Here is a 26,487-nt window from a genome sequence, read left to right as displayed (position 1 = left end):
ATGAAAACGCCATGACAGCCGCCTCCGTTCTCCAAACCGGAGCAGCGCCATGGACTTTCTCGCCTGATCAAAGGTTGAGCCAAAGGTTGGGTCTTTGCAGGAACGGGGAAGTAGCCTGTACCTGTGAGCACACAACCAACGCGTATCTTTGTCGCCCGGCTTCTGGGCCTTGACGTCTTTGACCCCCTCGGAGACCGGCTTGGCAAACTGCGCGACGTCGTCGTGCTGGGCCGCGGATCCAACACCGCACCCCATGCGGTGGGCATCGTGGTGGAAGTTCCCGGCAAGAAGCGCGTCTTTGTGCCGATGACGAGACTAACTTCCATGGACCAGTGGCAAATCATCTGCACCGGATTGGTCAACCTGCGCCGTTTCGAACAGCGCGGCGGCGAACAACTCGTGGTGGGCGGCATCTTTGACCGCAAGGTGACGCTCGTGGACGGCGGCGGAGTGGCCGTCATTGAAGACATCGCCATGGACCAGCAGCGCAACGGCGACTGGCTAGTCACCAAGCTCTTTGTGCGCCGGGGCGCCTCCACCTCCCGCCTGCGCGGCCTGCGCCGGGGGCACACTGTCCTGATCGACTGGTCCGAAGCCCGCACCGAGGACGCCACCCAACCGCAAAGCGCAACCTTCTTCGTCGCCAACCACGAAGACCTCAAACCAGCCGACTTTGCCGACGCCCTGCAGGACATGAGCGACAAACGCCGGGTGGAGGTGGCCGGGGAATTGCGGGATGAGCGTCTGGCCGATGTCATGTCAGAGCTCCCCGAGGACGACCAGGTCGCGCTGCTGTCCGCCCTGGACAACGAGCGCGCAGCCGACGTGCTGGAGGAAATGGACCCGGACGACGCCGCCGACCTCCTGGCCGATCTGCCCAAGGCCAAGGCCGAACAGCTTCTGCGGCTCATGGAACCGGAGGAAGCCAAGGACGTGCGGCGCCTGCTCCAATATGCCGAAGGAACAGCCGGCGCGCTCATGACCCCCGTCCCTGTCATCCTGCCACCGGAAGCCACCGTCGCGGAAGCCTTGGCGCACGTTCGCAGCGAAGACCTCTCCCCCGCCCTGGCCTCGGCCATTTTCATTTGCCGGCCGCCGTTGGAAACACCCACGGGCCGCTTCCTGGGCGTGGTCCACATCCAGCAACTGCTGCGCAGCGCACCGCCTGAACAGCTGGGCACCATTGTGGACAAGGACCTCAAGCCTGTCTCGGACCAGGACGACATCGCGGTGGTCAGCCACATCATGGCGTCCTACAACCTCAACTCGCTTCCGGTGCTCAACAAGGAGAACCGACTTGTTGGCGCGGTCACCGTGGATGACTTATTGGACCATCTACTGCCTGATGACTGGCGCAACCATGAGGACGGCGCACCGTTTCGGAAATTAGGAGGACGCATTGGCTGAGCGGCACCATACAAAAGGCGGCGGCCTGGACACGCCGAAGGAACTGAAGTCCCGCCTCCTGCCCAGCATGACAAGCGATCCGGATCTATTTGGCCGCTTCGCCGAACGCTTCGCCCGCTACATGGGCACCGCGAACTTCCTGCTCTACATGACGATTTTTGTCATCGTGTGGGTCTCCGTCAATGCCATCGGCCTGTTCGGCCTGCACTGGGACCCCTACCCGTTTATTTTACTCAACCTGTTCTTCTCCACCCAGGCCTCCTACGCCGCACCGTTGATCCTGCTCGCCCAGAACCGCCAGGACGACCGTGACAGGGTGCAGATTGAGCAGGACCGTTCCCGCAATGAGCGTAACTTGGCCGACACCGAGTACCTCACCCGCGAAATTGCGGCGCTGCGTATTTCCTTGCGTGAAGTGGCCACACGCGACTTTGTCCGCTCTGAACTGCGCAGCCTCCTGGAGGAATTGAGCGACCTGCAAGACGCCGCACTTCAGGACAATGCGGACGCGGACGGTATGCAGGCAGACGGTGGGGATATCCTGAAGGAAACCCGCTCTCCCGCCCGCAATCCAGCCACCACCGGCATCAAGACCGTCAGCCCCAAACGCCCCACCAACCCCTAAGGCCTGCTCCATGAATGCCCCGTCACACTCCGCCCTGCTTGCCGCACTGGCCACGGTCATTGACCCCGAGCTGCGCCGCCCCATCACGGATCTGGGCATGGTCGAGTCGGTGGAGGCGTTCGACGGCGGCCGGGTACGCGCCGTCGTCCGTCTCACGGTGGCCGGCTGCCCACTGCGCGAAACCATCACGGCGGATGTCAACGCAGCCTTGGGCAAGCTCGACGGCGTCACTGACGTCGACGTGGAGCTGACCGTCATGACTGCCGAACAGCGTGCCGAACTGAAGGAGCGCCTCAAGGGCGACGCCCCCGAGCGCGGGATCCCTTTCAACGCCGAGGGCTCCCTGACCCGCATTTACGCCGTGGCCAGCGGCAAGGGCGGCGTGGGAAAGTCCTCAGTCACCGTGAACCTTGCCTGCGCACTGGCGGCGAAGGGCCTGCGCGTGGGCATTGTCGACGCCGATGTGTACGGCTTCTCGGTACCCGGGCTGATGGGCATCACCCAGGCTCCGACACGGATGGATGAAATGATCCTGCCGCCGGTGGCCCATGGTGTGAAGGTCATTTCAATCGGAATGTTTGTCGCCGGCAACCAACCTGTCGCCTGGCGCGGGCCCATGCTGCACAGGGCGCTGGAGCAGTTCTTGACGGACGTGTACTTTGGTGATTTGGACATTCTGCTGCTCGACCTGCCCCCGGGCACCGGGGATGTGGCGATTTCAGTGGCGCAGCTGCTGCCCCGGGCGGAGCTGCTGGTGGTGACCACACCGCAGGCGGCCGCAGCCGATGTGGCCGAGCGTGCCGGCGCCATCGCAGTCCAGACGGGGCAAAAGATTGCCGGCGTCATTGAAAACATGTCATTTTTGACCCTGCCCGACGGAACCACCATGGAGGTGTTTGGCGCAGGGGGCGGCGAAGTGCTTTCCAAGCGGCTGTCCCAGACTGTCAATGCGACTGTGGAGCTGCTGGGGAAAATCCCGCTCGAGGTTGCACTGCGCGAAGGCGGCGACGCCGGGCAGCCCATTGTCCTTTCGGATGCGCAATCGCCGGCCGCGGCGGCGCTGCTGGCCATTGCGGACCAGCTGGCCGTGCGCCCGCGCGGGCTGTCCGGGCTGAACCTGGGCGTCACTCCCACCAACGCTCCTGCAGATTCGGGGCGTTAAGCACCAACGCTCCAGCACTTTCGGCGCTGGCCGACGGCTTCGAAAGTGCGCCTCAGCCGCGAACCCGCGCCACGACCGCGAGACAGCGGTTGCCCGGCGGCGGTTTTGCGGGCCAGACGCGGGCATGCGGCTGGAGCGCGGTTTCGTGCCACCAGGCTGCGTGAAGAGGAGTGTTTACGTCGCTTCGACGTCGTACGGGGCGCGCTCACCTTCGGCAAGGCGGACAATCTCCGGCTCGTCGGCAACTGCGGCTGTGCTCTTGGCGTCGTCCTTGCCCATCATGGAGGCAATGGCGGCACCCGGTGCCATCTTCATCGAGTTCAGCGCTGCCGCATCGTCGTCGTCAAGCAAAGCCTCGCGAATAATGCGGCGGGGGTCGTACTGGCGCGGGTCAAGCTTCTTCCAGTCAATGTCGTCAATGTCCACCCCGGCCTCATCCCGAATGGTTTCGCGCGCGCCGGAAGCCATCTTGCGTACCTCGCGAATGAGGTTCTTCAGCTTCTCCAGGTAGCCGGGAAGCCGGGAGGGTCCAATCACCAGGACTGCCAAAACGACAATCAGGATCAGCTCAGGGGTATTGATACCAAACACGTTAGGAAGATTACCCTCTCAAGACTCAAAGCAACGATTCCCAGCAGTAATGCTCGAACGTTGTGTGATGGTTGTTTGCATCCGGCCGGTTGGCAGCTGCCGCAAAGAGTCTAGCGCGCGGTGCCCATCCGCGGCAGCGACAACAACGGCTTGCGCGCAGGGCGGGCGTCGCTTCCACGTCCGGGCGCCCTGTCGGCCAATGATTCACGCAACATGGCCCGGCCCCGGTGGATGCGCGAACGCACCGTGCCGAGCTTGATTCCCAGCGCATGCGCCACCTCGTCGTAGGAGAGGCCTTCCATGTCACAAAGCACGACGGCGGCCCGAAAGTCCGGCGGCAAGGCCTCCAACGCTGCCGCAATGTCATTGTCGAGGTTGTTGAATTCAAAGGTCCGCTCGGGGCCCGGATCATTGCCGGGAAGGCGGGCGGCAGCATCCTCGGACAGGGTGTCAAAGCGAATCCGCTGTTTGCGGCGGGCCTGGTCAAGGAACAGGTTCGTGGTGATGCGGTGCAGCCAGCCGTCGAGGGTGCCGGGCTTGAAATTTGCCAAGGATTTGAACACGCGCACAAAAACCTCTTGGGTGAGGTCTTCGGCGTCGAACTTGTTCCCTGTCAGGCGGTAGGCAAGCCGGAATACTTTCGCGGAGTGGTTTTCAACCACCTCGTCCCACGACGGCGCAACCCACTCGGGCGCCGCCAGCTCGCCTCCGGCTGCCTTCGCAGGAAGAATCACGGGGGTAACGGTTGAACCCATCGCTGCACCTCGCTTCAGTGGCGTCTGCTCATCCCGCTGCGGGAAAGCCAAGCCAAGGGAGAATTCCCTTTAGTTCCAATATCCTGTCAAACATAGCTGGCATTTAGCTGAACAGTTCCGGCCAGTACGCCGAGGGCGCAGGCAGTAGGCTAGAGCTAGCCACCGCAACAGTTTAGGAAACACTGCCCATGAGCGCCGATAAATCCACCAGCTGGTCCTACGCAGAGGGACTTCCCGTGGAAGACATTGTCCTGCGACGTGCCCGGGAACGTTCGCACGAGCTAGGCCTGTTTGCCGTGAGCCCGGGCGTGGCGGCCACATTGACCGTACTGGCAGCAACATCGAAGGCACAAACGGCCGTGGAAGTTGGCACCGGCGCCGGCGTCTCCGGTGTTTCGCTGCTGCGCGGACTGGGGCCGCGGGCAGTGTTGACCACCATTGACCCCGATGTGGACCATCTCAAGGCTGCCCGCGAGGCGTTTGCTGAATCCGGCTCGCCTGCCAACCGCACTCGCACCATTTCCGGCCGCGGGCAGGACGTCTTGCCGCGACTGACCGACAGCGCGTACGACCTGGTGTTCATCGACGCCGACAAACCCAGCTTCCCCGAGTACGTCGAACAAGCCGTCCGCCTGTTGAAGCCCGGCGGATTGCTGATCATCAATGACGCCCTGGACAAGGACAGGGTCTCCGATCCTGCCATCCGTGAGACCAGCACCGTGGTGCTGCGCCGCGTGGGCAAGCTCATTCGCGACAATGAAGCCCTGATCAGCACCATGCTGCCCACCGGCGACGGCCTGCTGCTGGCCGTCAAGAGCCAGCACCCGTAACTGCGTGATGCCTGCCGCATGATGTCGAGGATCAGTCGGCCTGACGAATGATGAGCACAAAAGAGTGGAGGGGCAGCATCTGCTGCCCCTCCACTCTTTTGCATCTTCTTGGTGCTGGACCCTACTTCGTAGCCCCCACCAGGCACTCCTTGAGGCTGACGGCCTCGTCGGCATTCATCTCAACCACGAGCCTTCCGCCGCCTTCCAGCGGCAGACGCAGAATCAAGCTCCGACCTTCTTTAGTCACTTCCATTGGACCGTCGCCGGTTCTAGGTTTCATGGCCGCCATCAGGAGTTCCCCTTTTCGTAGTGCACACCCGCCCCGCCTGGGTTTTCCCCAGCAGGGCTTTCTGTTGTATTGCTCACAACCCATTATTCCGTACTGGGTGCCCGCGCGCTAATCGGCGCGCCCACCCTGACACAGTCAATGCACTTACGGCGGCCAGGCCTGACCGGTGCTGATGGCTGAAAATTGCCACAACCACACCACCCACACGATTTGCAGCGTGCCAAACAGCACCAGCACGCTCCACCGGTAGGCTCGGGAGCCGGAGATGAAGGCGGCCGCCAGCGCCAGCGGGAACAACGGCAGCAGCAGGCGGAACGTGCTCGACTGCGGATGCAGCACGGCCAGCAAATACAACAGGTACATGGCGCACCAAATGCGCAGTTCAGGCCCAATGCGGCGCACGGCCCGGGAATTCAAGTAAAGCGCTGCCAACGCCACAAAAAGCAGCGGCAGCACAGGCCCCCAGAACGGCCCCACCAGTTCAACACCGGCATCAAACCACGGTTTGAAGAGCACCAGGGACGATCCGCGCCACGCGGTCTCCGTGTCCGTGTACGCCGTGCGCTCCCCCGTCACCCACCAAGCAGTCAGCATCCAGGCAAACGCCATGACAGTGCTGAGAACCAGCAGCACGGTGCCGGCGGCCAGGTCCCGGCGCGGAAAGGGTTTGTCCCTGCGGTGCCACCAGCGCAGCACTAGATGCCCTAGAACGACGGCGGCAAACGGCGCACCTGCCGGACGTGTCAGGCACAGCAGCACCACCATGGGCATGGCGGCCCAATAGTTGCCCTTGATCAGCAGGTGCAGGGCGGCCGCCAAAAAGAAGATCCCCAACGATTCCGCATAAGGCACCTGCAGGACCGGGGAGAGTGGGAACATGGCGAAGAAGGCAACGCCCCACAAGGCGGTGGAGGGTGGGGCCACATGCCTAAAGAGCCGGTAAATCACCAGCACAGCGGCCAACCCGGCCGCTGTTGCCACGATGGCGCCGGCGGCAGGCCAGCTCCATCCCATCACAGCGCTGAGCCCGCGCGCCAAGAGCGGGAAGACCGGGTAAAAGGCCCATTGGTTGGGCTGGGCGGTGCCGTCGGCATTGCGCGGAATGGTGGTGGGATAACCGCCGTCGTAGATCCGTTCATACCAGCCGGCGTCCCAGCGGTCGATGAACGTCAAGTAGTCGGGCTGCCGACCACCCCAGGGCGACTCATCGGCGTGCCAGGCCGCCCCGAGCAAAATGGCGTAGGAGACAAGCCTGGCGGCGGCATACAGCAGTGTGACTTTCAGCCACCAAGGCGCACGCCGCAACGGCGCCAGGAGCCTGCGCACCATGACATAGAGCGCATCGTTGACAGTGGGTGCCGGAGCCTGCACCAAAGCGCCCGTTTTCGGCTCGCTCATGGCTGCGTCGTGCCTGCAGGGTCTGCATCAGCGGCGAGCCAGCAGTCCGGCTGATGGTCGTTGACGACGCCTATGGCCTGCATCATGGCGTAGGCGGTGGTTGGACCCACAAACGAAAAGCCATGCTTCTTGAGGACTTTCGCGAGCTGCTGCGATTCCGGCGTTTGTGTCGGAATGGGTGCTCCCACCGGGCGGACTGCCGGGACATGGGCGGCGATCAGGGACCCCAGCGTGGTTCCGGAGGGCAGGGCGAGAAGCGCCTTGGCATTGCCAATCGTGGCATTGATCTTCAGGCGGTTGCGCACAATGGAGGCGTCCGCCATGAGTCGTTCGACGTCGTCCGGGCCATAGGCGGCCACAGTTGCCGGATCGAATTGGGCAAAGGACGCCCTGAAGGACTCGCGCTTGCGCAGGATGGTGATCCAGCTCAGCCCTGATTGGAACGCTTCCAGGCTCAAGCGTTCAAACAGTCCGCTCTCCCCTGTGACCGGCCTGCCCCATTCGAGATCGTGATAGCGCTGGTATTGCGCATCGCGCTCTATCCCTGTCCAGGCACAGCGGATCCGTCCATCGCTTCCTGCCACGCCATCCATGCCGGGTCAGCCGTTGAGGCTGGTGCCTGCCGTGTCTTCGCCGGGTGCAAGGCCTTCCTCGCCTGCAGGCCAAGCGGCACTGCCGGCTTCCAGCTGGCGGATGCGCTCGTTTTTGGCGGTCAGCTCGTCGCGGAGCAGGTCAAGGGCCTCGTCGACTTGATCCATGCGGTAGCCGCGCAGTCCAAGGGAGAACCGCAGTTTGTCCACATCCGCGGGCTCGGGCTTGCCTGGCAGCAGGACGGGCGGCAGATTCGCCACCGGCGCGGCCAACGCATCGGCGTACACCGGGGCATCGGGTTCGCCCCTGTTTAACCCCACCACGTACAGGGCGGCCGCTGCAGCCACAGCCACGGCCACGGCCACAAAGATCAAGAAGTAAGTCACTAGACCATGGTGCCAGATGCGCGGGCATACTGCGGTATGTCGCGGGACCGTATCAAGGCTTGGCTCAATATCTAGCTGCGGCGGTCGGCAACCTTCGTGCCGGCCTTGCCTGCCATGACCACTTCCACAGCTTCCTCGGCCGTGTCCACGAGCGTGATGATGTCCATGTCTGCTGCCGAGACTAGCCCTCGGGCCACCATGACGTCGCGGATCCAGTCCAGCAGCGGACCCCAGAATTCCTTGTCCACCAGCACGATCGGGAATTGGCTGACCTTGCTGGTTTGAACAAGGACCATGGCTTCAAAGAGTTCATCCAGGGTGCCCAGGCCACCGGGCAGCACCACGAACCCTTGGGCGTACTTGACGAACATGGTCTTGCGGGCGAAGAAGTAGCGGAAGTCGACGCCCAGGCCGACCCATTCGTTCATGCCTTCTTCAAAGGGAAGTTCAATGCCCAGACCGATGGACAAGCCGCCGGCTTCCGAGGCACCCTTGTTGGCGGCCTCCATGGATCCGGGCCCGCCGCCGGTAATGACGGCGACACCGGCCTCCACCAGACGCCTGCCCACTTCCACCCCTGCCGTGTAGAAAGGCGAGTCCCGTTTGGTCCGGGCCGAGCCGAACACACTGATGGCCGGACCAATTTCAGCCAGTGCGTCAAAGCCCTGGACAAACTCACTCTGGATGCGCATGACCCGCCACGGGTCGGTGTGGGTGAAATCGCTGCTGGGCGGAGTCTCCAAAAGCCTGGCGTCGGCAGTGTCGTCGCCTTTGCCGTTCTTGCGCCAGATGCCGAACCGTCGAAGCTGCGGGCGTACGGGGCTGCTGGATCCTGTGGGTGCACTCATGCCCCCAAGGCTACGTGAAAAGGCGCAGTGCTTTCGCTCACATTGTTTCGTTAGCGTTACGATCCGTGTCGGGGGCGGCAAAAGCTCTTCCACCCCTCGAGAAAGTGGATAGGTTAATTCCATGACGAATTCCGCACACGCTACTGCACTCGTGGAGCTAAAGGCTGTTAACAAGCACTACGGCCCCCTGCACGTGCTCAATGACATTAACTTGCGGGTTGCCAAGGGCGAGGTTTTGGTTGTCATTGGTCCTTCGGGTTCCGGCAAGTCGACCCTTTGCCGCGCCATCAACAGGTTGGAAACCATTGATACGGGTTCCGTCACCATCGAGGGCAAGGAACTGCCCAAGGAAGGCCGTGAACTGGCGAACTTGCGTGCCGACGTCGGCATGGTCTTCCAGTCGTTCAACTTGTTTGCGCACAAGACAATTCTGGAAAACGTCACGTTGGGACCCATCAAGGTCAAGGGCATGAGCAAGTCCGACGCCGAGAAGCTCGCGCTGAGTCTGCTGGACCGAGTCGGTATTGCCCACCAGTCCGCGAAACTGCCGGCCCAGCTTTCCGGCGGGCAGCAGCAGCGTGTGGCCATTGCACGGGCCTTGGCGATGAAGCCAAAGGTCATGCTTTTTGACGAGCCCACCAGTGCCCTTGACCCCGAAATGATCAATGAAGTCCTCGACGTCATGGTCGAATTGGCCAAGGAAGGCATGACCATGGTGGTGGTCACCCACGAGATGGGGTTTGCCCGCAAGGCTGCCGACAGGGTCATTTTCATGGCCGACGGGCAGATTGTCGAAGAGGCCACGCCCACCGCGTTCTTCACCAATCCGCAAACCGCCAGGGCCAAGGACTTTTTGTCCAAGATCCTGACCAACTGACACTCCATATTTTAGTTTTCCGGCTGTTTCAGCCGGTAATTTCACCGGCCATGGCGGCCGTTTATGAAAGGGAATACACGTGAAGAAATTTCTTGGAAGGACAGGCCTCGGAGTTGCGGCTGTCCTGACGGCAGCAGCACTGGCCATGACAGGTTGCGGCGGCGACACGGCAGGCGGAGGCTCAAGCGACGGCGGCAACGGCGGCGACGCCCCCTTCGAGGTAGCCAAGGATGTTGCCCTGACGGGCAGCCCCACCTTTGACAAGATCAAGTCCTCCGGCGCCATTCGCATCGGGGTCAAGGAAGACCAGCCCGGTCTGGGTTACCTGGACGCCGCAACGGGTGAGCGCAGCGGTTTTGACATCGAGATTGCCACGTGGATGGCTGCCAAGCTGGGTGTGGCCAAGGACAAGATTGAATTCAAGGCCATCCCGTCGGCGAACCGTGAAACGGCCCTCGCAAACGGAGATGTGGACCTCTACGTGGGCACCTACTCCATCACCGACAAGCGCAAGAAGCTCGTTGACTTTGCCGGACCCTACTTCATCACGGGTCAGGGCTTGTTGGTGCAGAAGTCCAACGAGACCATCAAGAGCGAAAAGGACCTGGCCGGCAAGAAGGTTTGTTCAGCGACCGGCTCAACGCCCATCCAGAACATTCGCGAAAACTTCCCGAAGGCCACCCCGGTTGAGTTCGACATTTACTCCAAGTGCGTGGATGCACTCAAGAGTGGCAGCGTTGACGCTGTCACCACCGACCAGGCCATCCTCTTGGGCTTTGCCTCACAGGACCCGGACAACCTGAAAGTTGTCGGCGAACCGTTCACAGTGGAGAAGTACGGAATCGGCCTGCCCAAGGGCGATACCGCACTGCGCACCTTCTTGAACGAAACCCTGACCGACGGCAACGCCACGTGGACAAAGATCTACGACTCCACGCTGGGCAAGTCCGGCACGAAGGTTGAACAGCCGAAGGTTGACCAGTACTAACCCTCCCAAAGTGGTGGTGTTGCCCCGGCCCCGGTCGCGGCGACACCACCACTTAGTCCTCTCGAATTCACTGAAAGCGACACGGCCCTGTGAATATAATTACTGACAACAGCGAGCTGTTCCTTACCGGCTTCAAGAACACCGGAATCCTCTTCATCATTTCCGGGTTCTTTGCCCTGATCTTGGGGACGATCGTTGCGGGCATGCGGGTCTCGCCGGCACCAGCCATGCGGGCGGCGGGAACGTTCTACGTCAACGCCGTCCGCAACACCCCGCTGACGCTGATCCTGGCCTTCTTTGCCTTGGGTTATCCCCGGTTGGGACTGCCTTCGGTCAGTTTCATGAATGCCGCCATAGTCGGGCTTTCGCTGTACACGGCAACGTATGTCTGCGAAGCAATCCGCTCCGGCATCAACACCGTGTCCGTCGGACAGTCCGAGGCTGCCCGGGCAATCGGGCTTCCCTTCATGAAAACCCTGTCGCTGGTTGTGCTGCCGCAGGCCTTTCGTTCTGTGGTGCCGCCGCTGTTCAGCGTTTTCATCGCCCTGTTGAAGAACACCACGGTTGCCGCGGGGTTCTCCGTCTTGGAAGCCGGTGCCATCCGCGCCTACCTCAGCGAACGCGGCGAGCCCATGTTGCCGGGGCTGTTGTGGGTTGCCCTGATCTTTGTGGTTGTGGTGCTGGGGATCATGACGCCGCTGCAACGCTACCTTGAAAAGAAGTGGAGGGTGGCACGATGAGCTCAGTACTTTTTGACGTCCCCGGACCCAAAGCCCGCACACGCAACGTTTACCTGAACGTCGCCACTGCCATCGTGGTGCTCGGCATCATCGGCTTCATCATGTTCCGCTTCTATCAGTCGGGGCAGTTCACCGCCGAAAAGTGGCAGATCTTCACGTTCCCCCTCGTCCAGCAAACCTTTCTGGAGGTCATCGGTGCAACGCTGAAGGCCTTTGCGGTTGGCGCCGTCGGAAGTTTGTTGTTGGGAATCCTGCTGGCGTTCGGCCGGCTGTCCGATTCCAAGTGGCTGAACATTCCCTGCTACTGGTTTACCGAGTTGTTCCGTGCAGTGCCGCTGCTGGTCCTGATGATGATTGTCTATTACGGCCTCCCGTCCGCAGGCGTCCCGGGCATTACGCCCTTCCTCGCCGTCGTGGTCGGCTTGATCCTCTACAACGGCTCAGTGCTGGCCGAGGTGTTCCGCGCGGGCATTGAATCACTGCCGAAGGGACAACGCGAGGCCGGGTATGCCGTTGGGTTGACCAAGGGCCAGGTGCTGCGCATGATCCTGCTCCCGCAGGCCGTGCGCGCCATGCTGCCTGTCATCATCTCCCAGCTCGTGGTCATCTTGAAGGACACCGCGCTGGGCTTCCTCATCACTTACCATGAAATCCTGTACTACGCCGACTTCCTCGGCTCGCAGGGTGGTTACGGCTCCCCCGTGGTCCCGGCACTGATGGTCGCCGCCGTGATTTACGTGGGCCTGTGCTTGATCCTCTCGGGCATTGCCAAGCTGGCGGAATCCAAGATGTCCTCCCGCGTCAAGGTCGTCAAGACCAGGGTCGGCATGGCTGGCTGACCCGAACCAACACAGCCAAGGGCCGGCGTCGTTCTTTCAAGAACGACGCCGGCCCTTGTCGTGGAAGCCTTCATCCACGGGCGCGGGGCTGCGACAGCCAGCGGACTATGACAGCCAGCGGGTCAGGGCAGCCAGGCATTCGTGAATGGCTTCGGCGTTGACATGCTCGTCGTCGCTGTGGGCCAGCAAGGCATCCCCCGGGCCAAAGTTGACGGCGGGAATGCCCAGTTCACTCAGTCGGGCCACATCCGTCCATCCATATTTGGGCTGCGGGACACCTCCGACGGCGGCAACAAAGCTGGCGGCGGCCGGCGCGTTGAGTCCGGGCCGGGCCCCGGAGGCTGAATCCGTGCACACCAGTTCGAAGCCTGCCAGCACCTCGCGCACATGGGCTTCGGCCTGTGCAGGAGTCTTGTCCGGGGCAAACCTGTAGTTGATCTCCACCACGCAGCTGTCGGGAATCACATTGGAGGCCGACCCCCCGTGCACCTTCACGGCGTTCAGCGACTCCCTGTAGTCCAGCCCCTCGACGGTGACGGTGGCAGGAACATGGGCGGCCAGGCGGGCCAACAGCGGGGCAGCAGCGTGGATGGCGTTTTCCCCCATCCACGCCCGTGCCGAATGTGCAGCCACACCGTGTGTGGTCGCTTCAAAGCGGATGGTGCCGTTGCAGCCGCCTTCCACCGTCCCGTTGGTAGGTTCCAGCAGGATGCCAAAATCGGCGTCGAGCAGCTCACGGTTTTCGCGCACCAAACGGCCCAAGCCGCTCTTGGAAGCTGCCACTTCCTCGTGGTCGTAGAAAATAATGGTGAGGTCCTTGCTCGGTGCAAGCAGTGTGGCGGCCAGGGCCAATTGCACTGCCACCCCGCCCTTCATGTCGGTGGCACCGCGTCCGTACAACACGTCGCCATCCCAGCAGCTCGGCACCGTCCCACGTGCCCCCGGCGTGGCCGGCAAGGGCACGGTGTCCAGGTGGCCTGCCAAAATGATCCGTTCGCGCCGACCCAAGGACGTCCGGGCCACGATTGCATCGCCGTTGCGCGTCACCTGCAGGTGGTCCAGCCCGGCAAGCGCCTGCTCCACGGCGTCGGTGATCGCCCGCTCGTTTCCGGAGACGCTCTCAATGTCCATCAGGGCGGCAGCAAGCTGTGCCACGTCCTGGTGGATGTCCAGCATCCCGATGCCATATTGCCCTGCAACGGAGGGGATGGCAGAGGCTGCCATAGCTGGATTTTCGGGGTTTCTGTCGCTGCTCATTCCCACAGTTTAGCGGGGACGAATGTCTGTCAAAAACTATTCTGCCCAATTTCCAATCCGTTTTCCGTGCAGTTCCGAAGTACTCTCTGACAGCCCAAACCGGAGCAGCGACAACAGCAACGGCAGGGAACAAACGGAATCTTTCCGCTTTTACATTATGGAGACTCATCATGAACACCACCTTGAAGACCGGAAACCGTAAGCGCGTCAGCTTTGGCCTGGGCATCCTGGCCGTCGCAGCACTGGGCATCACCTCTTGCAGCGGAGCAACCACCGAAACCCCGAGCTCAAGCTCCGAGGCGCCGATGAGCTCAGCGGCTCCCGCATCCGCCGATGCCATGTCAGCGGACCTTGTTGGATCCGGCTGTGCCGCCTACGCAGAAGCCGTCCCCGACGGCGCAGGCTCAGTTGCGGGCATGGCCGCCGATCCGGTCGCCACCGCAGCCTCCAACAACCCGCTATTGAAGACCCTGACGGCCGCCATTTCAGGAGAGCTGAACAAGGATGTCAACTTGGTTGACACCCTCAACTCCGGCGACTTCACCGTCTTCGCTCCGGTTGACGAAGCATTCGCCAAGATCCCGGCTGAAACCATTGATGGATTGAAGACGGACTCGGCTGCGCTGACCTCCATCCTCACCTACCACGTGGTCCCCGGCCAGTTGTCCCCGAGCGATGTTGCCGGCACGCATGCCACGGCTGAGGGCAGCGACCTGAAAGTCACCGGCAGCGGAGACAACCTGATGGTCAATGACGCCAAGGTCATCTGTGGTGGCGTCAAGACCGCCAACGCCACGGTTTACCTCATCGACTCCGTGCTGATGCCCCCGGCCAAGAAGTAATCCGGAGCATCAATAAAACGCAACACAGCTCCAAGGAAGTCCGCTTGTGGATGTGGAACGTGGCAATGTATACACCATGCGTGTACCTTGGCTGCGATCCGTGGAGTCCTTGACTCCATTATCCCATGAAGACCTTATCCGCCTCGTCGCCCAAGGCGACGAGGCGGCCTTCGAGGAACTCTACGACGCTGTGGCAGCCAGGGTTTTTGGCTTGGTGCGCCGCGTGGTCAGGGATGCTGCCCAGAGCCAGGAAGTGACTCAGGAAGTTTTCCTTGACGTCTGGGAACAAGCCTCGCGCTTTGACCGGGACAAGGGAAAAGCCATTTCCTGGATTTTGGTCATTGCGCACCGAAAGGCCGTGGACAAAGTCAGGGCCAGCCAAGCCAGCTCCGACAGGGACCTGCGCCAAGGCATCAAGGAGTACAAGGAAAGCTACGAGGATGTTGCCGACACCGTTGAAGGGCAATTGGAAGCGGAACGCGTCCAGCAGGCCTTGAAGTCCCTCACAACCGCTCAACAGGAAGCCATCAGCTTGGCCTACTACGGTGGATACACCCATCAAGAGGTGGCTGAGCTTCTTCAGGTTCCAGTGGGTACAATTAAGACTAGAATCCGTGACGGCATGATCAGGATGCGAAGCAAGTTAGGAGTCGCATGATGGACAAGCAATTGAACTTGAATACCGGCGCCTACGCTTTGGACGCCCTGGACAATGACGAACGCGCAGACTTCGAGCGCTACGCCCTGACCGACCCGCAAGCAGCCGACGAGGCACGCAGCCTTGCCGAGACGGCGGCACTGCTGGCCTTCGGCACCGAAGAAGAGGCGCCGCCGGCACAGCTGAAGACTGATCTCATGGCAGCGATTCGCACCAAGCGACAGCTCGCAGCCCCTTCTGAAGTGCGCGATATTTCCTCGGCCAAATCGCGTGCCCACCATGGGAGAAGTTCCCGCAGCGCCAAGGGCAATCGATGGATGCCGGCGCTCAGCGCCGCCGCAGCCTTGGTGGTCTTTGCCGGTGTCGTGGGATGGGTTGTCGGCCAAAACACCACCGACACGCACTTGCAGAAACGCCTGGTGGCCCTTGAAGACAAGCAGGCAACCGCCCAGGCCCAGCAGGAAGCCATGCTGGGCATCGTCAGTTCATCCGACGCCAAGATTGCCACCACCGAAATGGCCGACGGCGCCTCGGTGACGGTCGCGTCTTCCGGGAAGGCCAACCAGGCTGCCGTGCTGGTTCAGGGCATGGCTGAACTTCCCGCCGACAAAACCTATGAGCTGTGGTTCATTTCCGCGGCCGGTGCTGTTCCCGCCGGGCTGATGCAAAATCCAGGCTCCCCCACTCCCGGTTTGCAGGTCCTCGACGGGCCATTGGATGGTGCCACCCATGTAGGGATCACCGTTGAGCCCGCAGGCGGTTCACCGGCACCCACCACCCCTCCGCTGCTGGTGCAGGCACTTTAGCCGGTAGAAACTTTTTTGGAGCGGAACCCCTGTCGAAGCAATCCGGCAGCGGGTCCGCTCCGAACTACTTTAAGAGCACTTCTACCGAAAGAACGATTGCCCGGTAGCCACGCAACAGTCTTAAGGATCATCTGATGAGCACTCGGAGCAAGACACCACGCAAACACCGTATCCATGCCATTTGGCCAGGGGCGCTGGCTGGGCTTGTTGCGGCAGCTATTTTGTTCGCCGTGGCCCAACTGCTTTCGGTCTTTTTCGGCCCCGCCGCAGCTCCCCTGACATCGGTGGGATCCACCTTTATCGACTTCACCCCGAGCTGGCTGAAAGATTTCGCCATCGCCACCTTTGGCACCAATGACAAAATGGTCCTGCTCATCTCCATGGGTGTTGTCGCAGCAATATTCTCCGCAGTGGCCGGAATTCTGGCCCGGAGAAATTTCAAGGCCGGCGCAGCGCTGGTGATTGTCTTTGCCCTTGTCATGGCCGCCGCCATCATCACGCGCTCCGGTGCAGGCATCGCGGACCTGTTTCCTTTGCTTATCGGCACGGCCGCCGGTCTGTGGAGCTTGCGTTTCCTGACCCCGGTTCCGGAGCAATCCGAGGATGCCGAGGAGGCTCAGGCCCAAGGATCGGGCCCGCACAGCCCCACGGCCGGTTCACCCACCCGTCGGACCTTTTTGCTCAGGACTGCGGCACTGGCGGGAGTAGCCGTCGTGGCAGGTGTTGCCGGAAACGCCCTTTCCAGCACGCGCAACGCCGTCCGCCAAGTGCGCGAAGCCCTCAAGCTCCCGGCCGCCAAGACCAAGGCTGCGGCGCTGCCCGGCGGAGTCCAGGCGCCGGTGGAAGGTGTCACCCCCTTTGTGACACCCAACAACGACTTTTACCGCATCGACACCGCGCTTGTGGTGCCGGAGCTCGATCCTGCCAACTGGCAGCTGCGCGTGCATGGAATGGTCGAAGAGGAGTTCACGCTCGATTTCGAGGAGCTTATGGGATCGGATCTTATCGAGACCTATGTAACCTTGGCCTGCGTATCGAATGTGGTGGGCGGGAACCTGGTCGGCAACGCCAAATGGCTCGGCTACCCGCTGCGGGAGGTGCTGGCCCGGGCAAAGCCCAAGGCCGGGGCCGACATGGTCCTCTCCACCAGCAGCGACGGCTTCAGCGCCTCAACCCCGCTGCCCATCCTGCAGGATGACCGCGACGCCATTCTGGCCGTGGGCATGAATGACGAACCATTGCCGCTGCAGCACGGCTTTCCCGTCCGCATGGTGGTGCCTGGTCTGTACGGCTTTGTCTCGGCCACCAAGTGGGTTGTCGACTTGGAAGTAACAACCTTCGCCGAGAAGGCGGGCTACTGGACCTCGCGCGGATGGTCCTCGCATGGACCCATCAAGGCCTCCTCCCGCATCGAGGTGCCAAAGGCCTTGGCCCGTGTTCCCGCCGGCAAGGTCGCCATCGGTGGCAGCGCCTGGGCGCAGACCAAGGGCATTTCGAAAGTTGAAGTCCAGTTGGACAACGGCGAGTGGCTCGAGGCCGAGCTGGCTGCCGAAGCATCGGTGGATACGTGGCGGCAGTGGTCCTATGTCTGGCAGGACGCACCGGCTGGATCACACAATGTGCAGGTCCGTGCCTACGACGCGAACGGTGAACTGCAAATAGAAGAACAAGCTCCCCCTGCGCCGAACGGCTCTTCGGGCTGGCATTCCATCACCTTCACAGTTGCCTAAGCATCCCTATTGACGTTGGTGGGCCCCCGGTGGCAACAGCCGGGTGTCCGCTAGCGATAAACTTGTCCCATGACCCAAACAGCTGCACCCACAGAGCGCTCCGCCCACGGCTTCGGCCTTGCCACCACCACCGGCTCGGGCACCATCCTTGATGTGTGGTTCCCCAGCCCCGCTCTTGGCACCATTACCGGCACCCTGGGTGATGCACCCGAAGCCGATCCCGGGCTTGTTGAACTGGCGGCAGGCGGCACCGACACAGCCAGGGATGTGAGCTTGCAGTTGGTATTCGCCCAGATCGACTTGGACGCCGCCCCCGCGGACGCCGTCGACGCCTACCTGCGACTGCACCTGCTCTCCCACCGCCTCGTTGCCCCCAACACCATCAATCTCGACGGGGTCTTTGGCAAGCTCAGCAATGTTGTCTGGACAAACTTTGGCCCGGCCGCCGTCGAAGGTTTCGAACTCACCCGCGCCAAGCTGCGCCAACGCGGCCCCGTCACGGTCTACGGCGTGGACAAATTCCCGCGCATGGTGGATTACGTCATCCCGGCCGGGGTGCGCATTGGCGACGCCGACCGTGTCCGGCTCGGCGCCCATTTGGCCGAAGGCACCACCGTCATGCACGAAGGCTTCGTCAACTTCAATGCCGGCACGCTGGGCACCTCCATGGTTGAAGGCCGCATTTCGGCCGGCGTCGTGGTGGGCGACGGAAGCGATGTGGGCGGCGGCGCGTCCATCATGGGCACGCTGTCCGGCGGCGGACGCGAACGCGTCGCCATAGGCGAGCGAGTGTTGCTGGGCGCCAACTCAGGGGTGGGCATCAGCATCGGCGACGACTCCGTGGTGGAAGCCGGCCTGTACATCACCGCCGGGAGCCGGGTGCGGCTCCACGGATCCACGAACGACGGCGGCACGGCCACCAGCGCCGTGGTCAAGGCCAGCGAGCTCTCGGCAGTTCCCAACCTGTTGTTCCGTCGCAACTCAACTACAGGCGAAGTCGAAGCGCTGCCGCGCAAGGGAGCCACGGTGGCCCTCAATGAGATCCTGCATGCCAACTAGCGCTGCAGCAGCCCCAGGCTCGCTGCCATGAGCAGGCGGAGCAGGCGCATCACTGCGCTGCTGACGGTCACCGTGGTCTGTGCGGGCCTGCTTATTGGTGGCGGCGTTTGGCTTGTCGGCACGCTCCGGGACGTGATGGCTCCGGGGCTGTCCACGGGATGCACCGCCACCGTCGGCGACCGCAGCTACAAGCTGGAGCTTGACCAAAGTGAAAATGCCTCCCTCATTTCCGCCCTGGCCGTGCAACGCGGCATGCCCGCACGGGCAGCCTCCATCGCGTTGGCCACGGCCCTGCAGGAATCCAAGCTGCGCAACATTGACTACGGCGATTTGGATTCAGTTGGCCTGTTTCAGCAGCGCCCGTCCCAAGGCTGGGGCAGCATGGAAGACATCATGGACCCCGTATTTTCAGCCAACGCTTTCTACGACGCCCTGGAACAGGTGTCCGGATATGCCGACTTGCCCATCAACGACGCAGCCCAGATTGTCCAGCGCTCCGGATACCCGCACGCGTACGGCAAGCACGAGCAGTTGTCGCGGGCCTTTGCCTCGGCCATGACGGGGCAAAGCCGGGCGGGGCTCAATTGCACGCTCCCGCCAGCCGTCTCGGGCAGCAGCGCGCAAGACGTTATCGCTGCGGCAGAGGGAACTGTGGGCCGGTTGGAGGCCAACGCCGTGGAAGAGGAAACCGGCACAAAACTGCACTTTGAGGTCTCCGAAGCCCACGGCTGGATGTTGGCCCAGTGGGCGCTGGCCAATGCCGGGCAATTCGGCATCGTAGAAGTCAGCCACGCTGGACAAACGTGGGACAGAACAGCCAATGTTGACGGCGAAAATGTTGGCTGGCAGACCGGCGGCTCGGAAACTCCGTCACAAGTGGCCATCCATGTGGCCTTGGCACAGGAAAGCTAGACGAGCAGATCCACCACGGGCTGGACGTAGCTGCAGAATGCTTCCTGGTCGTCAAGCAGGTGGGTGCTCATGATCAGGCGGTTCGGCTCAATGAACCATGCACGCTGTTCGGCAAGGGGCACTTCCAGGATGGTCAAGGTGAAATCCCTGGCGCTGCGGCCGAGTTCCATTTCCCTGTTCTGCACCAGGTCCGCCAAAATCTTGTGCCCGCCCAAGGTTTCACGCTGTTGGGCAAGCATGGAATACAGCTGCGTCTGCTCCCGTGCCCAGGTTAGCGCCGCCCCATGGTGCGCATGTGCCACCCGCTGCAGCGCGGGCATGCCGGCCAGTTCGGGAAAGTCCGGAGCGGTGAGCGTGTCTTCGGTGCCCGGCACCTGCTGCAACAGCCTGCTCCACCAGAATTCCCACTGGTCTCGCAAGGCATCGGTGCCGCCGACGCTGGATATCAGCATGGTGTGGTCCGAGGCATTGACAGTGGGCGCCACATGCGAGAGGGCAGGGGTGCCGGCGCCAACCAGACCTGCCACATCGCGAAGATAAAGGGCCATGAGCATGGGTCCACACGTATCCATGGTAATCCGCCACCCGGGGCCGCCTGTATGGTGCATTCTTCTTCCGCCTCCAGCCGCCGCAGTATTGGTGCAGCAATCCCACCTTCGAGTTTACGCTGAAGCGGCCGACTCGGCACCGGGCCAACTGCAGCTAGTTTGCCAGCAGCGCGTTCAGGTGCCTGCGCAGAGTGGCCCGGCCTTGTTCAGGAGCTGCCCAGTCGGGCTGCAGGACCATGCGCAGGCTCAATCCATCCAATAGGCCGATCAGTCGCTCGGCCTCATCCACGGGCACCAGATTGGCAGTGGCGAGCGGGCTTTCCAACAGCTGCAGCACCACGCGGCCCACGACGGCGCCCGTGGCCCGGTAGTCGTCCCGGGCGGCAGCGGAGAGTTCGGTGTTGGTTCGGGCAGCAAGCATGAACTCCATGTGCACCACCGCGTCCGCACGCCGCGCCTCGTCCAGGGGCAACAGCTCCTCCAGGACGCCAGCACATGCTTCCACGACTTCCACCGCTGCACCCGGCAGCGGCTGCCCCTCGAGCACTTCGAGCTTGTCGAGTGCGCGGACGTGGATGCGCTCGGAGTTGACCCGGCAGGCAAACTCCATCAGCTCTGCCTGGTTGTCAAAATAGTGCCGCACCGAGCCCAGGGCAAGCCCGGCCGCCTGGGCCACGTTGCGCAATGACGCTTGTGCCAGGCCACGCTCTGAAATCACGTTGAATACAGCGTCCGCAACAAGTTCGCGGCGGTCATCGGCATCAATAATTTTAGGCACATGTCTTTTTTAGCACACTTGTTTCAACTGTGCTCATTCATTGGGCTCATTTACCGGGCTCAATTGCCTGGCTCAATTGCCGGGCTCAATTACCGGGTCTCGACGCGCTCGACCACCGGGCCCGCTTTGCCGCCCGCGCACCGTTTGGCGCGGATGTGCCGCCACTATTGCAGGGGCGCAGGGTGTCGAACCGTCCATGCGCAGACGTGCAAGCAACAGCACGCGGGCCGGGTCTCGACGCGCTCGACTGCCAAGCCTGCCTACTTGCTGGCTGCTGCGTCCTTTTTCTTGTCCAGGTACAACAGCACCAGCAGCACCAGCATGGCGACAACTGAGGCGATGAAGTATGGGAGGAACACCGTTTTGCCCACCAGCAGCAGGATGCCCAGCACCACAACAACAATGGGGAACGCCATGGAGAAGGTATGCAGCAACAATTTCAGCATTTGGGTTGTTCAACTTTCGTGACGAGGGTTTCGTGACAGGGGCTTGCATGAGAAAGGCGGTGGGCGACTCTCCCAAGGGAAAGCCACCCACCGCCGGAATACCCGGGCCCACGGGGGATGGGCCCACGCGCCCGAGGGCCCCGCCCCGAACTTGTGAGGGGCAGAAGCGTGGTGGGCCCACACTTGCCAGGTTCCCGGGAAATCGCGCCAGCGATTTATCGGACCCACACTCTGGGCCCACGCGCCCGAGGGCCCCGCCCCGAACTTGTGAGGGGTGGGAGGGCGTGGGGACTACCGCGAGGGGTACATGCGCTCCGGCTCGCCCGTGTAGAGCTGGCGCGGGCGGCCGATCTTGGTCTGCGGATCCTTCATCATCTCGCGCCACTGGGCAATCCAACCGGGCAGGCGGCCAATGGCGAACAGGACGGTGAACATCTTCTCGGGGAAGCCCATGGCCTTGTAAATCAGGCCGGTGTAGAAGTCCACGTTCGGATACAGCTTGCGGGAGACGAAGTACTCATCCGTCAGGGCAACTTCTTCCAGGCGCATGGCGATGTCAAGGAGTTCGTCGTTGCCGCCGAGCTTTTCCAGGATTTCGTGGGCCGTGGCCTTCACGATCTTGGCGCGCGGATCGTAGTTCTTGTAGACGCGGTGCCCGAAGCCCATGAGCTTCACGCCGTCTTCCTTGTTCTTCACGCGCTCCACGAACTTTTCCACGGGTTCTCCGCTGTCCCGGATCTGGCGGAGCATGTTCAGCACTGCCTCGTTGGCTCCGCCGTGCAGGGGGCCAAACAGGGCGTTGATGCCGGCGGAAACGGAGGCAAACATGTTCGCGTTGGCGGAACCCACCAGGCGCACGGTGGAGGTGGAGCAGTTCTGCTCGTGGTCCGCGTGCAGGATCAACAGCAGGTCCAGGGCCTTCACAACCACCGGGTCCATCTCGTAGTGCTCGGCGGGAACGCCGAAGTTCAGGCGGAGGAAATTCGAGACCAGGTCCATGGAGTTATCCGGGTACAGCATGGGCTGGCCGGTGGACTTCTTGTGCGCGTAGGCGGCGATGACGGGCATTTTCGCCATGAGGCGGATGGTGGCCATTTCCACCTGCTCGTCGTCGAACGGGTCAAGGGAGTCCTGGTAGAACGTGGACAGCGCGGAGACGGCCGAGGACAGCACGGGCATGGGGTGCGCGTCGCGCGGGAAGCCGCCGAAGAAGCCCTTGAGGTCTTCGTGCAACATGGTGTGGCGGCGGATGCGCTGGTCGAAAGCGTCAAGCTCTTCCGGAGTGGGCAGGTTGCCGTAGATCAGCAGGTAGGACACTTCGAGGAAGCTCGAGTGCTCTGCCAGCTCCTCGATGGGGTAGCCGCGGTAGCGCAGAATGCCCGCATCGCCGTCAATGTAGGTGATGGCGGAAGATGTTGCTGCGGTATTGACGAAGCCGGGGTCGTAGGTGACGGTGCCGGTTTCCTTCAGAAGCTTGGAAACGTCATAACCGGCGTTGCCTTCTGCTGCTTCGAGTCGCGGCAGTTCAAGCTCTCCGCCGTCGTAGCGCAGGAATGCGCTCGTGGAATCAGTCATGGAGTCCCCTTCATGAGGTAGCCTGCGAGAGGCTTTGGTTAGTTCAGTGCAAGTTTCATGCCCCGCGGGAGACCCGCGCCGGTTGAGATTATATCCAAGAAAAACTCAGCACATTAAACGTCCGGTGGCCTAGACCGCTATCTACGAAACTACCGCTTAACTGCTCTTCAGCACTAATCCTGCGCCGGGAATCGGGGCCTTGGAGCCAAATGCCGCGATCAATGTCCGCGGAGCCGCTCCGCCGCGGCGTCAATGCGCTCGTCGCTGCCCGTCAAGGCCACGCGGACGAAGCCGTTGCCGGCGTCCCCGTAGAAGGTGCCGGGACCTGCAACAATGCCCAGTTCGGCCAGCCTGCCGATGGTGGTCCAGGTGTCCTCCCCTGCTGTGCACCACAGGTACAGCCCGGCCTCGGAGTGGTGGATGGCGAGCCCAAACGCCTCAAGGGCGCCCACGAGCTGTGCGCGGCGCCTGCGGTACAGGTCCTTTTGGGCCTTGACGTGTCCGTCGTCGGCCAGGGCAGTGCGCATGGCTTCCTGCACCGGAAGGGGCACGATCATGCCGGCATGCTTGCGGCTGTTGACCATGTTGGCCATGATGGCACTGTCTCCGGCCACAAATGCCGCCCGGTAGCCAGCCAGGTTTGACTGCTTGCTCAGCGAGTAGACGGCCAGCAAGCCCTCGTGCGAGCCGCCGCAAACCCGCGGGTCCAGTACGCTGGGCACTGCTTCGCCGCCGTGCTCCGGGTCCCAGGCGCCCCAGCCAAGTTCGCCATAGCATTCATCCGATGCCACGACGGCGCCCAGCTCCCGCGCCTGCTCGACCAGCTCCTTCAGCTCGGCCACACTGCGCACAATGCCGGTGGGATTACCCGGGGAATTCACCCAGACCAGGCGCACCCGGGCGCGGGTTTCGGCGTCGAGCTCTTCCAGCGAATCGGCGGCAACACTCGCGGCCCCGGCAAACACGGCACCCATGTCATAGGTGGGGTAGGCCACGCGTGGCCGCACCACGACGTCGCCCGCGCCCAAGCCCAGCAACAGCGGCAGCCAAGCCACCAACTCCTTCGAGCCAACAGTGGGCATGACATCCCGGGGATCCAGCCCGGGCACGTTGCGACGTCGCGCAAACCAGTCCACGATCGCTTGGCGCAATTCAGCCGTGCCGTGCGTGGTGGGATAACCCGGCGCATCCGCGGCAGCCTTCAGCGCGTCCTGGATCAGGGCCGGAGTGGGATCCACGGGAGTGCCAATGGACAGGTTCACCACGCCGCCCGGATGCTGGGCCGCCTTGGCCTGATAGGGCGCCAGCGCATCCCAGGGATACTCGGGAAGCTGCAGGCCAAAGGGCTTGCTGGAAGCGTGTGGGGGCGTCATGGGTGCCGGTCAGTCCTGGTTCTGCGGCGGAAGCACCGCAATGATGGGGTGGTCGGTGTGTGTGTTTCCTACCTTGGCCGCACCCCCGGGGGAACCGAGCACGTCAAAGAACTCCACATTTGCCTTGTAGTATTCGGCCCATTCCTCGGGCGTGTCATCTTCGTAGTAGATGGCCTCGACAGGGCAAACAGGTTCACAGGCACCACAGTCAACACACTCGTCGGGGTGGATGTAGAGCGAGCGTTCACCCTCGTAGATACAGTCAACGGGGCACTCTTCGACACATGCCTTGTCCTTGACATCCACGCACGGCTGCGCAATTACGTACGTCACGTAACCATCCTTCCTCAAAAGCTTAGTCCGGCACGGATCGAACCGGTGCTTCCATTATCCCCCACCACCGCCGCGCCCGCATCCCGGCGAGACTTAGTATGAAGAGGTGAACAGTGCACTTGAACGCTTGGCCGGCCTTCCGTTGGGCACCCGCATGGTGGTCCGGTACAGGATCGACGGCGGACTCACCGATGCCTTGGGCGAGTTGAGCGACCGCGACGAGGGTGGCTGCACCATCGCCACGCGCTGCGGAAATGTCGCCATCAAGTACGACGACGTCCAGTTGGCCAAGGCTGTCCCCCCGCCTCCCGTGCGGCGCGCCAAGCGCGTACAGGAGTAGCAACGGCGGGCGTTCCTGTCCGGGACGCCTCCCTGCCAGCTAGCCAGCAGCTACCTTTTCTTGCGGAGCAGGGCCCAGGCGAGCCAGGACGTCAGCGGGGTCGCCACCGCTATCCCGTAGAGCCAGACGGTGCCCTGGAGGTTGTTGGTGATCATGCCAACGGAGCCGAGTTGCAGCGACAAGGCCCCTGCCGTCAGGTAAGCCGCAGCCCCGCAGACCACCGCGACCCATGAATTCCTGCTCCACAGGCCCACGAACAAGCACACGGATGCCAGCAATAGCAGCGCCAGGACGGCGCCGTAGGGGACCACCGTGTCGCCACCATTGAAGTACCAGGCGTGGCCGTGCAGGGAAGTGCCCAAAAGTCCGCTGCCAATCCCGGCTCCTGCCGCCGCCGCCAGCGCGGCCCAACGATGTGGCTTCGGCGTGCCTGATTTTCGCTCCGGCAGATGTTGCGCCGGGCTCGGTGGCTGATGGTCCGGGTCGGCAGGGTGTTGGGCGGGAGTTGGCTGGTGTCCGGTTGAGTCCGTCACGTCGCGTCCCTCCGATCCGGCTGTGCCTGACCGTAAATGCCCGCCGGGTCGACGGCGACAAACTCCTCCACCCCGGAGATGTCCTTCCACACATTGTCTGACAGTGCGTAGCGGTCACCGGCGACGGTAATTTGTGTCCTGTGGGCTGCCATGGCTGCCGTCTTTGCTGCCACATCGCCAGCCACGGCCAGCCGCGGCACCCCGGCTTCAAGGGGCCGTTCGGGCCGGTCGCTGACAATTGCGTAAATGGCCGGAACCTTCCAGCCGGTCACTACCGCAGCGGTGCCTTCCGGCCCAACACCAGCGGGTCCCGCGCTTGCCGCCAGGCGCAGGGCCGCCACGGTGAGTTGGTGGGTGCCCACGTGGTCGGGATGGCCGTAGCCGCCGTCTGCGGCGTAGGTGATGACAATGGAGGGGCGCAGTTCCCTGATGGCTGCGGCAAGCAGTTCGGCCGTCTCGGCCAGGGGCGCACGCGAAAGGGAACCGGGCAGCACCTTGTCGGCGGCCATGGCACGGCCATCAGGCCCCCACTGCATGCCCGAGTCGCGGAACACCACCGGGCCGTCGGCAGGAGCGGTGGGTCCCTGACCCAGCCACAGGTGCTCGTGGACGCCCAGTGCAGCCAAGGCAGCGGCCAGCTCATGTTCCCGCACCGCGGCAAGCCCCGCACCGTCTGCCAGGTTCCCGGCCTTGACTTCCAGGTGGGCCAGCTCCGGCGGGATGACTTCCCCCAATTCCCCGCGCGTGCAGGTGAGCAGCACAACGCGCGCACCGGCGGCAGCGGACGCAGCCATGGTGGCGCCCGTGACAATGGTTTCATCGTCGGGGTGGGCATGCACAAGCAGGATCGTGGCATCGGGGCCGACCCCGGGCAACAAAGCGGATGTTTCCATGTCATCCAATCTACCCGCAGGCGCCCGCGGAACCCCAACAAACCACCCTGGCAATCAGCTCCAACAAAAAACACTGGC

Annotated in this window: 31 protein-coding genes; 15 read left to right on the top strand and 16 right to left on the bottom strand. The window is 62.7% G+C overall.

What is annotated here, in order from left to right; genetic code table 11:
* Positions 1–123 precede the first annotated feature (123 nt).
* Genes QMG25_RS12880 through QMG25_RS12870 form a run of 3 tightly spaced genes read left to right on the top strand, consistent with a single transcriptional unit; the run spans position 124 to position 3,194 of the window.
* The gene (locus QMG25_RS12880) at positions 124–1,407 is read left to right on the top strand and encodes a magnesium transporter MgtE N-terminal domain-containing protein (RefSeq protein ID WP_283460802.1); all 1,284 of its coding nucleotides are present in this window, start codon (positions 124–126) and stop codon (positions 1,405–1,407) included.
* The gene (locus QMG25_RS12875; RefSeq protein ID WP_283460800.1) at positions 1,400–2,032 is read left to right on the top strand and encodes a DUF1003 domain-containing protein; all 633 of its coding nucleotides are present in this window, start codon (positions 1,400–1,402) and stop codon (positions 2,030–2,032) included. Before QMG25_RS12880 ends, QMG25_RS12875 begins: the two co-directional genes overlap by 8 nt.
* A 10-nt stretch (positions 2,033–2,042) precedes the next feature.
* On the top strand, positions 2,043–3,194 hold the full coding sequence (locus QMG25_RS12870; protein ID WP_283460797.1) for a P-loop NTPase: 1,152 nt from the start codon (positions 2,043–2,045) through the stop codon (positions 3,192–3,194).
* Between the two features lie 174 nt (positions 3,195–3,368).
* Here QMG25_RS12870 and QMG25_RS12865 read toward each other — a convergent pair whose 3' ends face one another.
* Entirely contained in the window at positions 3,369–3,785 is a 417-nt protein-coding gene (locus QMG25_RS12865; protein ID WP_283460795.1) for a twin-arginine translocase TatA/TatE family subunit, read from the bottom strand.
* Positions 3,786–3,895: 110 nt separating this feature from the next.
* Positions 3,896–4,540: an RNA polymerase sigma factor SigE gene (gene sigE / locus QMG25_RS12860; protein ID WP_283460793.1), complete on the bottom strand. Its 645-nt coding sequence runs from the start codon at positions 4,538–4,540 to the stop codon at positions 3,896–3,898.
* Positions 4,541–4,728: 188 nt separating this feature from the next.
* On the opposite strand from sigE, the gene QMG25_RS12855 reads away from it, so the two are divergent.
* Complete coding sequence (locus QMG25_RS12855) at positions 4,729–5,370, top strand: O-methyltransferase (protein WP_283460791.1); 642 nt, start codon at positions 4,729–4,731, stop codon at positions 5,368–5,370.
* Positions 5,371–5,491: 121 nt separating this feature from the next.
* Here QMG25_RS12855 and QMG25_RS12850 read toward each other — a convergent pair whose 3' ends face one another.
* From QMG25_RS12850 to QMG25_RS12830, 5 genes are all read right to left on the bottom strand, one after another.
* Positions 5,492–5,659, bottom strand: coding sequence for a DUF3117 domain-containing protein (locus QMG25_RS12850; RefSeq protein ID WP_283460789.1), 168 nt, complete (start codon positions 5,657–5,659; stop codon positions 5,492–5,494).
* Between the two features lie 144 nt (positions 5,660–5,803).
* Positions 5,804–7,057: a putative hexosyltransferase gene (locus QMG25_RS12845; RefSeq protein ID WP_283460787.1), complete on the bottom strand. Its 1,254-nt coding sequence runs from the start codon at positions 7,055–7,057 to the stop codon at positions 5,804–5,806.
* Complete coding sequence (locus QMG25_RS12840; RefSeq protein WP_283460785.1) at positions 7,054–7,650, bottom strand: DNA-3-methyladenine glycosylase I; 597 nt, start codon at positions 7,648–7,650, stop codon at positions 7,054–7,056. The genes QMG25_RS12845 and QMG25_RS12840 overlap by 4 nt, the downstream gene beginning before the upstream one ends.
* A gap of 6 nt (positions 7,651–7,656) precedes the next feature.
* Complete coding sequence (locus QMG25_RS12835; RefSeq protein WP_283460783.1) at positions 7,657–8,034, bottom strand: DivIVA domain-containing protein; 378 nt, start codon at positions 8,032–8,034, stop codon at positions 7,657–7,659.
* Between the two features lie 71 nt (positions 8,035–8,105).
* Positions 8,106–8,882, bottom strand: coding sequence for an LOG family protein (locus tag QMG25_RS12830; protein ID WP_283460780.1), 777 nt, complete (start codon positions 8,880–8,882; stop codon positions 8,106–8,108).
* Positions 8,883–9,003: 121 nt separating this feature from the next.
* Between QMG25_RS12830 and QMG25_RS12825 the strand changes: the two genes are divergently transcribed.
* The 4 genes from QMG25_RS12825 (at position 9,004) to QMG25_RS12810 (ending at position 12,326) form a co-directional block, all read left to right on the top strand.
* Positions 9,004–9,759 (top strand): amino acid ABC transporter ATP-binding protein, encoded by a 756-nt coding sequence (locus tag QMG25_RS12825; protein WP_283460778.1) that lies wholly within the window; start codon positions 9,004–9,006, stop codon positions 9,757–9,759.
* Between the two features lie 79 nt (positions 9,760–9,838).
* Positions 9,839–10,747, top strand: a complete 909-nt coding sequence (locus QMG25_RS12820) for a glutamate ABC transporter substrate-binding protein (protein ID WP_502866398.1) — start codon at positions 9,839–9,841, stop codon at positions 10,745–10,747.
* A gap of 89 nt (positions 10,748–10,836) precedes the next feature.
* Positions 10,837–11,487: an amino acid ABC transporter permease gene (locus QMG25_RS12815; RefSeq protein WP_283460776.1), complete on the top strand. Its 651-nt coding sequence runs from the start codon at positions 10,837–10,839 to the stop codon at positions 11,485–11,487.
* The gene (locus QMG25_RS12810) at positions 11,484–12,326 is read left to right on the top strand and encodes an amino acid ABC transporter permease (RefSeq protein ID WP_283460774.1); all 843 of its coding nucleotides are present in this window, start codon (positions 11,484–11,486) and stop codon (positions 12,324–12,326) included. Before QMG25_RS12815 ends, QMG25_RS12810 begins: the two co-directional genes overlap by 4 nt.
* Before the next feature lie 105 nt (positions 12,327–12,431).
* On the opposite strand, the gene dapE is transcribed toward QMG25_RS12810, so the two are convergent.
* Complete coding sequence (gene dapE / locus QMG25_RS12805; protein ID WP_283460932.1) at positions 12,432–13,550, bottom strand: succinyl-diaminopimelate desuccinylase; 1,119 nt, start codon at positions 13,548–13,550, stop codon at positions 12,432–12,434.
* A gap of 203 nt (positions 13,551–13,753) precedes the next feature.
* Here dapE and QMG25_RS12800 point away from each other — a divergent pair, with 203 nt between their 5' ends.
* The 6 genes from QMG25_RS12800 (at position 13,754) to QMG25_RS12775 (ending at position 19,590) form a co-directional block, all read left to right on the top strand.
* The gene (locus QMG25_RS12800; RefSeq protein ID WP_283460772.1) at positions 13,754–14,425 is read left to right on the top strand and encodes a fasciclin domain-containing protein; all 672 of its coding nucleotides are present in this window, start codon (positions 13,754–13,756) and stop codon (positions 14,423–14,425) included.
* 46 nt (positions 14,426–14,471) lie between these two features.
* Complete coding sequence (sigK, locus tag QMG25_RS12795; RefSeq protein ID WP_349307140.1) at positions 14,472–15,083, top strand: ECF RNA polymerase sigma factor SigK; 612 nt, start codon at positions 14,472–14,474, stop codon at positions 15,081–15,083.
* Positions 15,080–15,889 carry an anti-sigma factor gene (locus QMG25_RS12790; protein ID WP_283460770.1) on the top strand — a complete coding sequence of 270 codons (810 nt, stop codon included), beginning with the start codon at positions 15,080–15,082 and terminating at the stop codon, positions 15,887–15,889. Before sigK ends, QMG25_RS12790 begins: the two co-directional genes overlap by 4 nt.
* A 134-nt stretch (positions 15,890–16,023) precedes the next feature.
* Entirely contained in the window at positions 16,024–17,619 is a 1,596-nt protein-coding gene (locus QMG25_RS12785) for a molybdopterin-dependent oxidoreductase (protein WP_283460768.1), read from the top strand.
* A 69-nt stretch (positions 17,620–17,688) separates the two neighbouring features.
* On the top strand, positions 17,689–18,678 hold the full coding sequence (dapD, locus tag QMG25_RS12780) for a 2,3,4,5-tetrahydropyridine-2,6-dicarboxylate N-succinyltransferase (protein WP_283460765.1): 990 nt from the start codon (positions 17,689–17,691) through the stop codon (positions 18,676–18,678).
* A 27-nt stretch (positions 18,679–18,705) separates the two neighbouring features.
* Positions 18,706–19,590 (top strand): hypothetical protein, encoded by an 885-nt coding sequence (locus QMG25_RS12775; RefSeq protein ID WP_283460763.1) that lies wholly within the window; start codon positions 18,706–18,708, stop codon positions 19,588–19,590.
* Here the strand turns inward: QMG25_RS12775 and QMG25_RS12770 are convergent.
* From QMG25_RS12770 to fdxA, 6 genes are all read right to left on the bottom strand, one after another.
* Positions 19,587–20,144, bottom strand: coding sequence for a hypothetical protein (locus QMG25_RS12770; RefSeq protein WP_349307139.1), 558 nt, complete (start codon positions 20,142–20,144; stop codon positions 19,587–19,589). The genes QMG25_RS12775 and QMG25_RS12770 overlap by 4 nt on opposite strands.
* 148 nt (positions 20,145–20,292) lie before the next feature.
* Complete coding sequence (locus QMG25_RS12765; RefSeq protein WP_283460758.1) at positions 20,293–20,916, bottom strand: TetR/AcrR family transcriptional regulator; 624 nt, start codon at positions 20,914–20,916, stop codon at positions 20,293–20,295.
* Between the two features lie 260 nt (positions 20,917–21,176).
* Complete coding sequence (locus QMG25_RS12760; protein WP_283460756.1) at positions 21,177–21,362, bottom strand: hypothetical protein; 186 nt, start codon at positions 21,360–21,362, stop codon at positions 21,177–21,179.
* A gap of 291 nt (positions 21,363–21,653) precedes the next feature.
* Positions 21,654–22,937: a citrate synthase gene (locus QMG25_RS12755; RefSeq protein WP_283460754.1), complete on the bottom strand. Its 1,284-nt coding sequence runs from the start codon at positions 22,935–22,937 to the stop codon at positions 21,654–21,656.
* A gap of 218 nt (positions 22,938–23,155) precedes the next feature.
* Entirely contained in the window at positions 23,156–24,310 is a 1,155-nt protein-coding gene (gene dapC, locus QMG25_RS12750) for a succinyldiaminopimelate transaminase (protein ID WP_283460751.1), read from the bottom strand.
* 9 nt (positions 24,311–24,319) lie between these two features.
* Entirely contained in the window at positions 24,320–24,643 is a 324-nt protein-coding gene (fdxA, locus tag QMG25_RS12745; RefSeq protein WP_283460749.1) for a ferredoxin, read from the bottom strand.
* 106 nt (positions 24,644–24,749) lie between these two features.
* Here fdxA and QMG25_RS12740 point away from each other — a divergent pair, with 106 nt between their 5' ends.
* The gene (locus QMG25_RS12740) at positions 24,750–24,983 is read left to right on the top strand and encodes a putative acetyltransferase (protein WP_283460747.1); all 234 of its coding nucleotides are present in this window, start codon (positions 24,750–24,752) and stop codon (positions 24,981–24,983) included.
* A gap of 50 nt (positions 24,984–25,033) precedes the next feature.
* On the opposite strand, the gene QMG25_RS12735 is transcribed toward QMG25_RS12740, so the two are convergent.
* On the bottom strand, positions 25,034–25,516 hold the full coding sequence (locus QMG25_RS12735; RefSeq protein ID WP_283460746.1) for a hypothetical protein: 483 nt from the start codon (positions 25,514–25,516) through the stop codon (positions 25,034–25,036).
* Positions 25,513–26,409 (bottom strand): PIG-L family deacetylase, encoded by an 897-nt coding sequence (locus QMG25_RS12730; protein WP_283460743.1) that lies wholly within the window; start codon positions 26,407–26,409, stop codon positions 25,513–25,515. Before QMG25_RS12730 ends, QMG25_RS12735 begins: the two co-directional genes overlap by 4 nt.
* Positions 26,410–26,487 lie beyond the last annotated feature (78 nt).

It is taken from the genome of Arthrobacter sp. H35-D1, assembly GCF_030063185.1.
In the GTDB taxonomy this organism is placed as follows: Bacteria; Actinomycetota; Actinomycetes; order Actinomycetales; family Micrococcaceae; genus Specibacter.
The sequence above is the reverse complement of the archived record's forward strand: the minus strand, read 5'-3'. Positions and strand labels throughout refer to the sequence as shown.

Bases quoted from the DNA above. Each gene is read 5' to 3' on its own strand.
- QMG25_RS12825 (WP_283460778.1), top strand. From the start codon at position 9,004: ATGACGAATTCCGCACACGCTACTGCACTCGTGGAGCTAAAGGCTGTT.
- dapE (WP_283460932.1), bottom strand. From the start codon at position 13,550: ATGGCAGCCTCTGCCATCCCCTCCGTTGCAGGGCAATATGGCATCGGG.
- dapC (WP_283460751.1), bottom strand. From the start codon at position 24,310: ATGACGCCCCCACACGCTTCCAGCAAGCCCTTTGGCCTGCAGCTTCCC.
- QMG25_RS12785 (WP_283460768.1), top strand. From the start codon at position 16,024: ATGAGCACTCGGAGCAAGACACCACGCAAACACCGTATCCATGCCATT.
- QMG25_RS12855 (WP_283460791.1), top strand. From the start codon at position 4,729: ATGAGCGCCGATAAATCCACCAGCTGGTCCTACGCAGAGGGACTTCCC.
- sigE (WP_283460793.1), bottom strand. From the start codon at position 4,540: ATGGGTTCAACCGTTACCCCCGTGATTCTTCCTGCGAAGGCAGCCGGA.
- QMG25_RS12845 (WP_283460787.1), bottom strand. From the start codon at position 7,057: ATGAGCGAGCCGAAAACGGGCGCTTTGGTGCAGGCTCCGGCACCCACT.
- QMG25_RS12790 (WP_283460770.1), top strand. From the start codon at position 15,080: ATGATGGACAAGCAATTGAACTTGAATACCGGCGCCTACGCTTTGGAC.
- QMG25_RS12775 (WP_283460763.1), top strand. From the start codon at position 18,706: ATGAGCAGGCGGAGCAGGCGCATCACTGCGCTGCTGACGGTCACCGTG.
- QMG25_RS12770 (WP_349307139.1), bottom strand. From the start codon at position 20,144: ATGCTCATGGCCCTTTATCTTCGCGATGTGGCAGGTCTGGTTGGCGCC.
- QMG25_RS12850 (WP_283460789.1), bottom strand. From the start codon at position 5,659: ATGGCGGCCATGAAACCTAGAACCGGCGACGGTCCAATGGAAGTGACT.
- dapD (WP_283460765.1), top strand. From the start codon at position 17,689: ATGACCCAAACAGCTGCACCCACAGAGCGCTCCGCCCACGGCTTCGGC.
- QMG25_RS12755 (WP_283460754.1), bottom strand. From the start codon at position 22,937: ATGACTGATTCCACGAGCGCATTCCTGCGCTACGACGGCGGAGAGCTT.
- QMG25_RS12760 (WP_283460756.1), bottom strand. From the start codon at position 21,362: ATGCTGAAATTGTTGCTGCATACCTTCTCCATGGCGTTCCCCATTGTT.
- QMG25_RS12800 (WP_283460772.1), top strand. From the start codon at position 13,754: ATGAACACCACCTTGAAGACCGGAAACCGTAAGCGCGTCAGCTTTGGC.
- QMG25_RS12870 (WP_283460797.1), top strand. From the start codon at position 2,043: ATGAATGCCCCGTCACACTCCGCCCTGCTTGCCGCACTGGCCACGGTC.
- QMG25_RS12730 (WP_283460743.1), bottom strand. From the start codon at position 26,409: ATGGAAACATCCGCTTTGTTGCCCGGGGTCGGCCCCGATGCCACGATC.
- QMG25_RS12830 (WP_283460780.1), bottom strand. From the start codon at position 8,882: ATGAGTGCACCCACAGGATCCAGCAGCCCCGTACGCCCGCAGCTTCGA.
- QMG25_RS12810 (WP_283460774.1), top strand. From the start codon at position 11,484: ATGAGCTCAGTACTTTTTGACGTCCCCGGACCCAAAGCCCGCACACGC.
- QMG25_RS12840 (WP_283460785.1), bottom strand. From the start codon at position 7,650: ATGGATGGCGTGGCAGGAAGCGATGGACGGATCCGCTGTGCCTGGACA.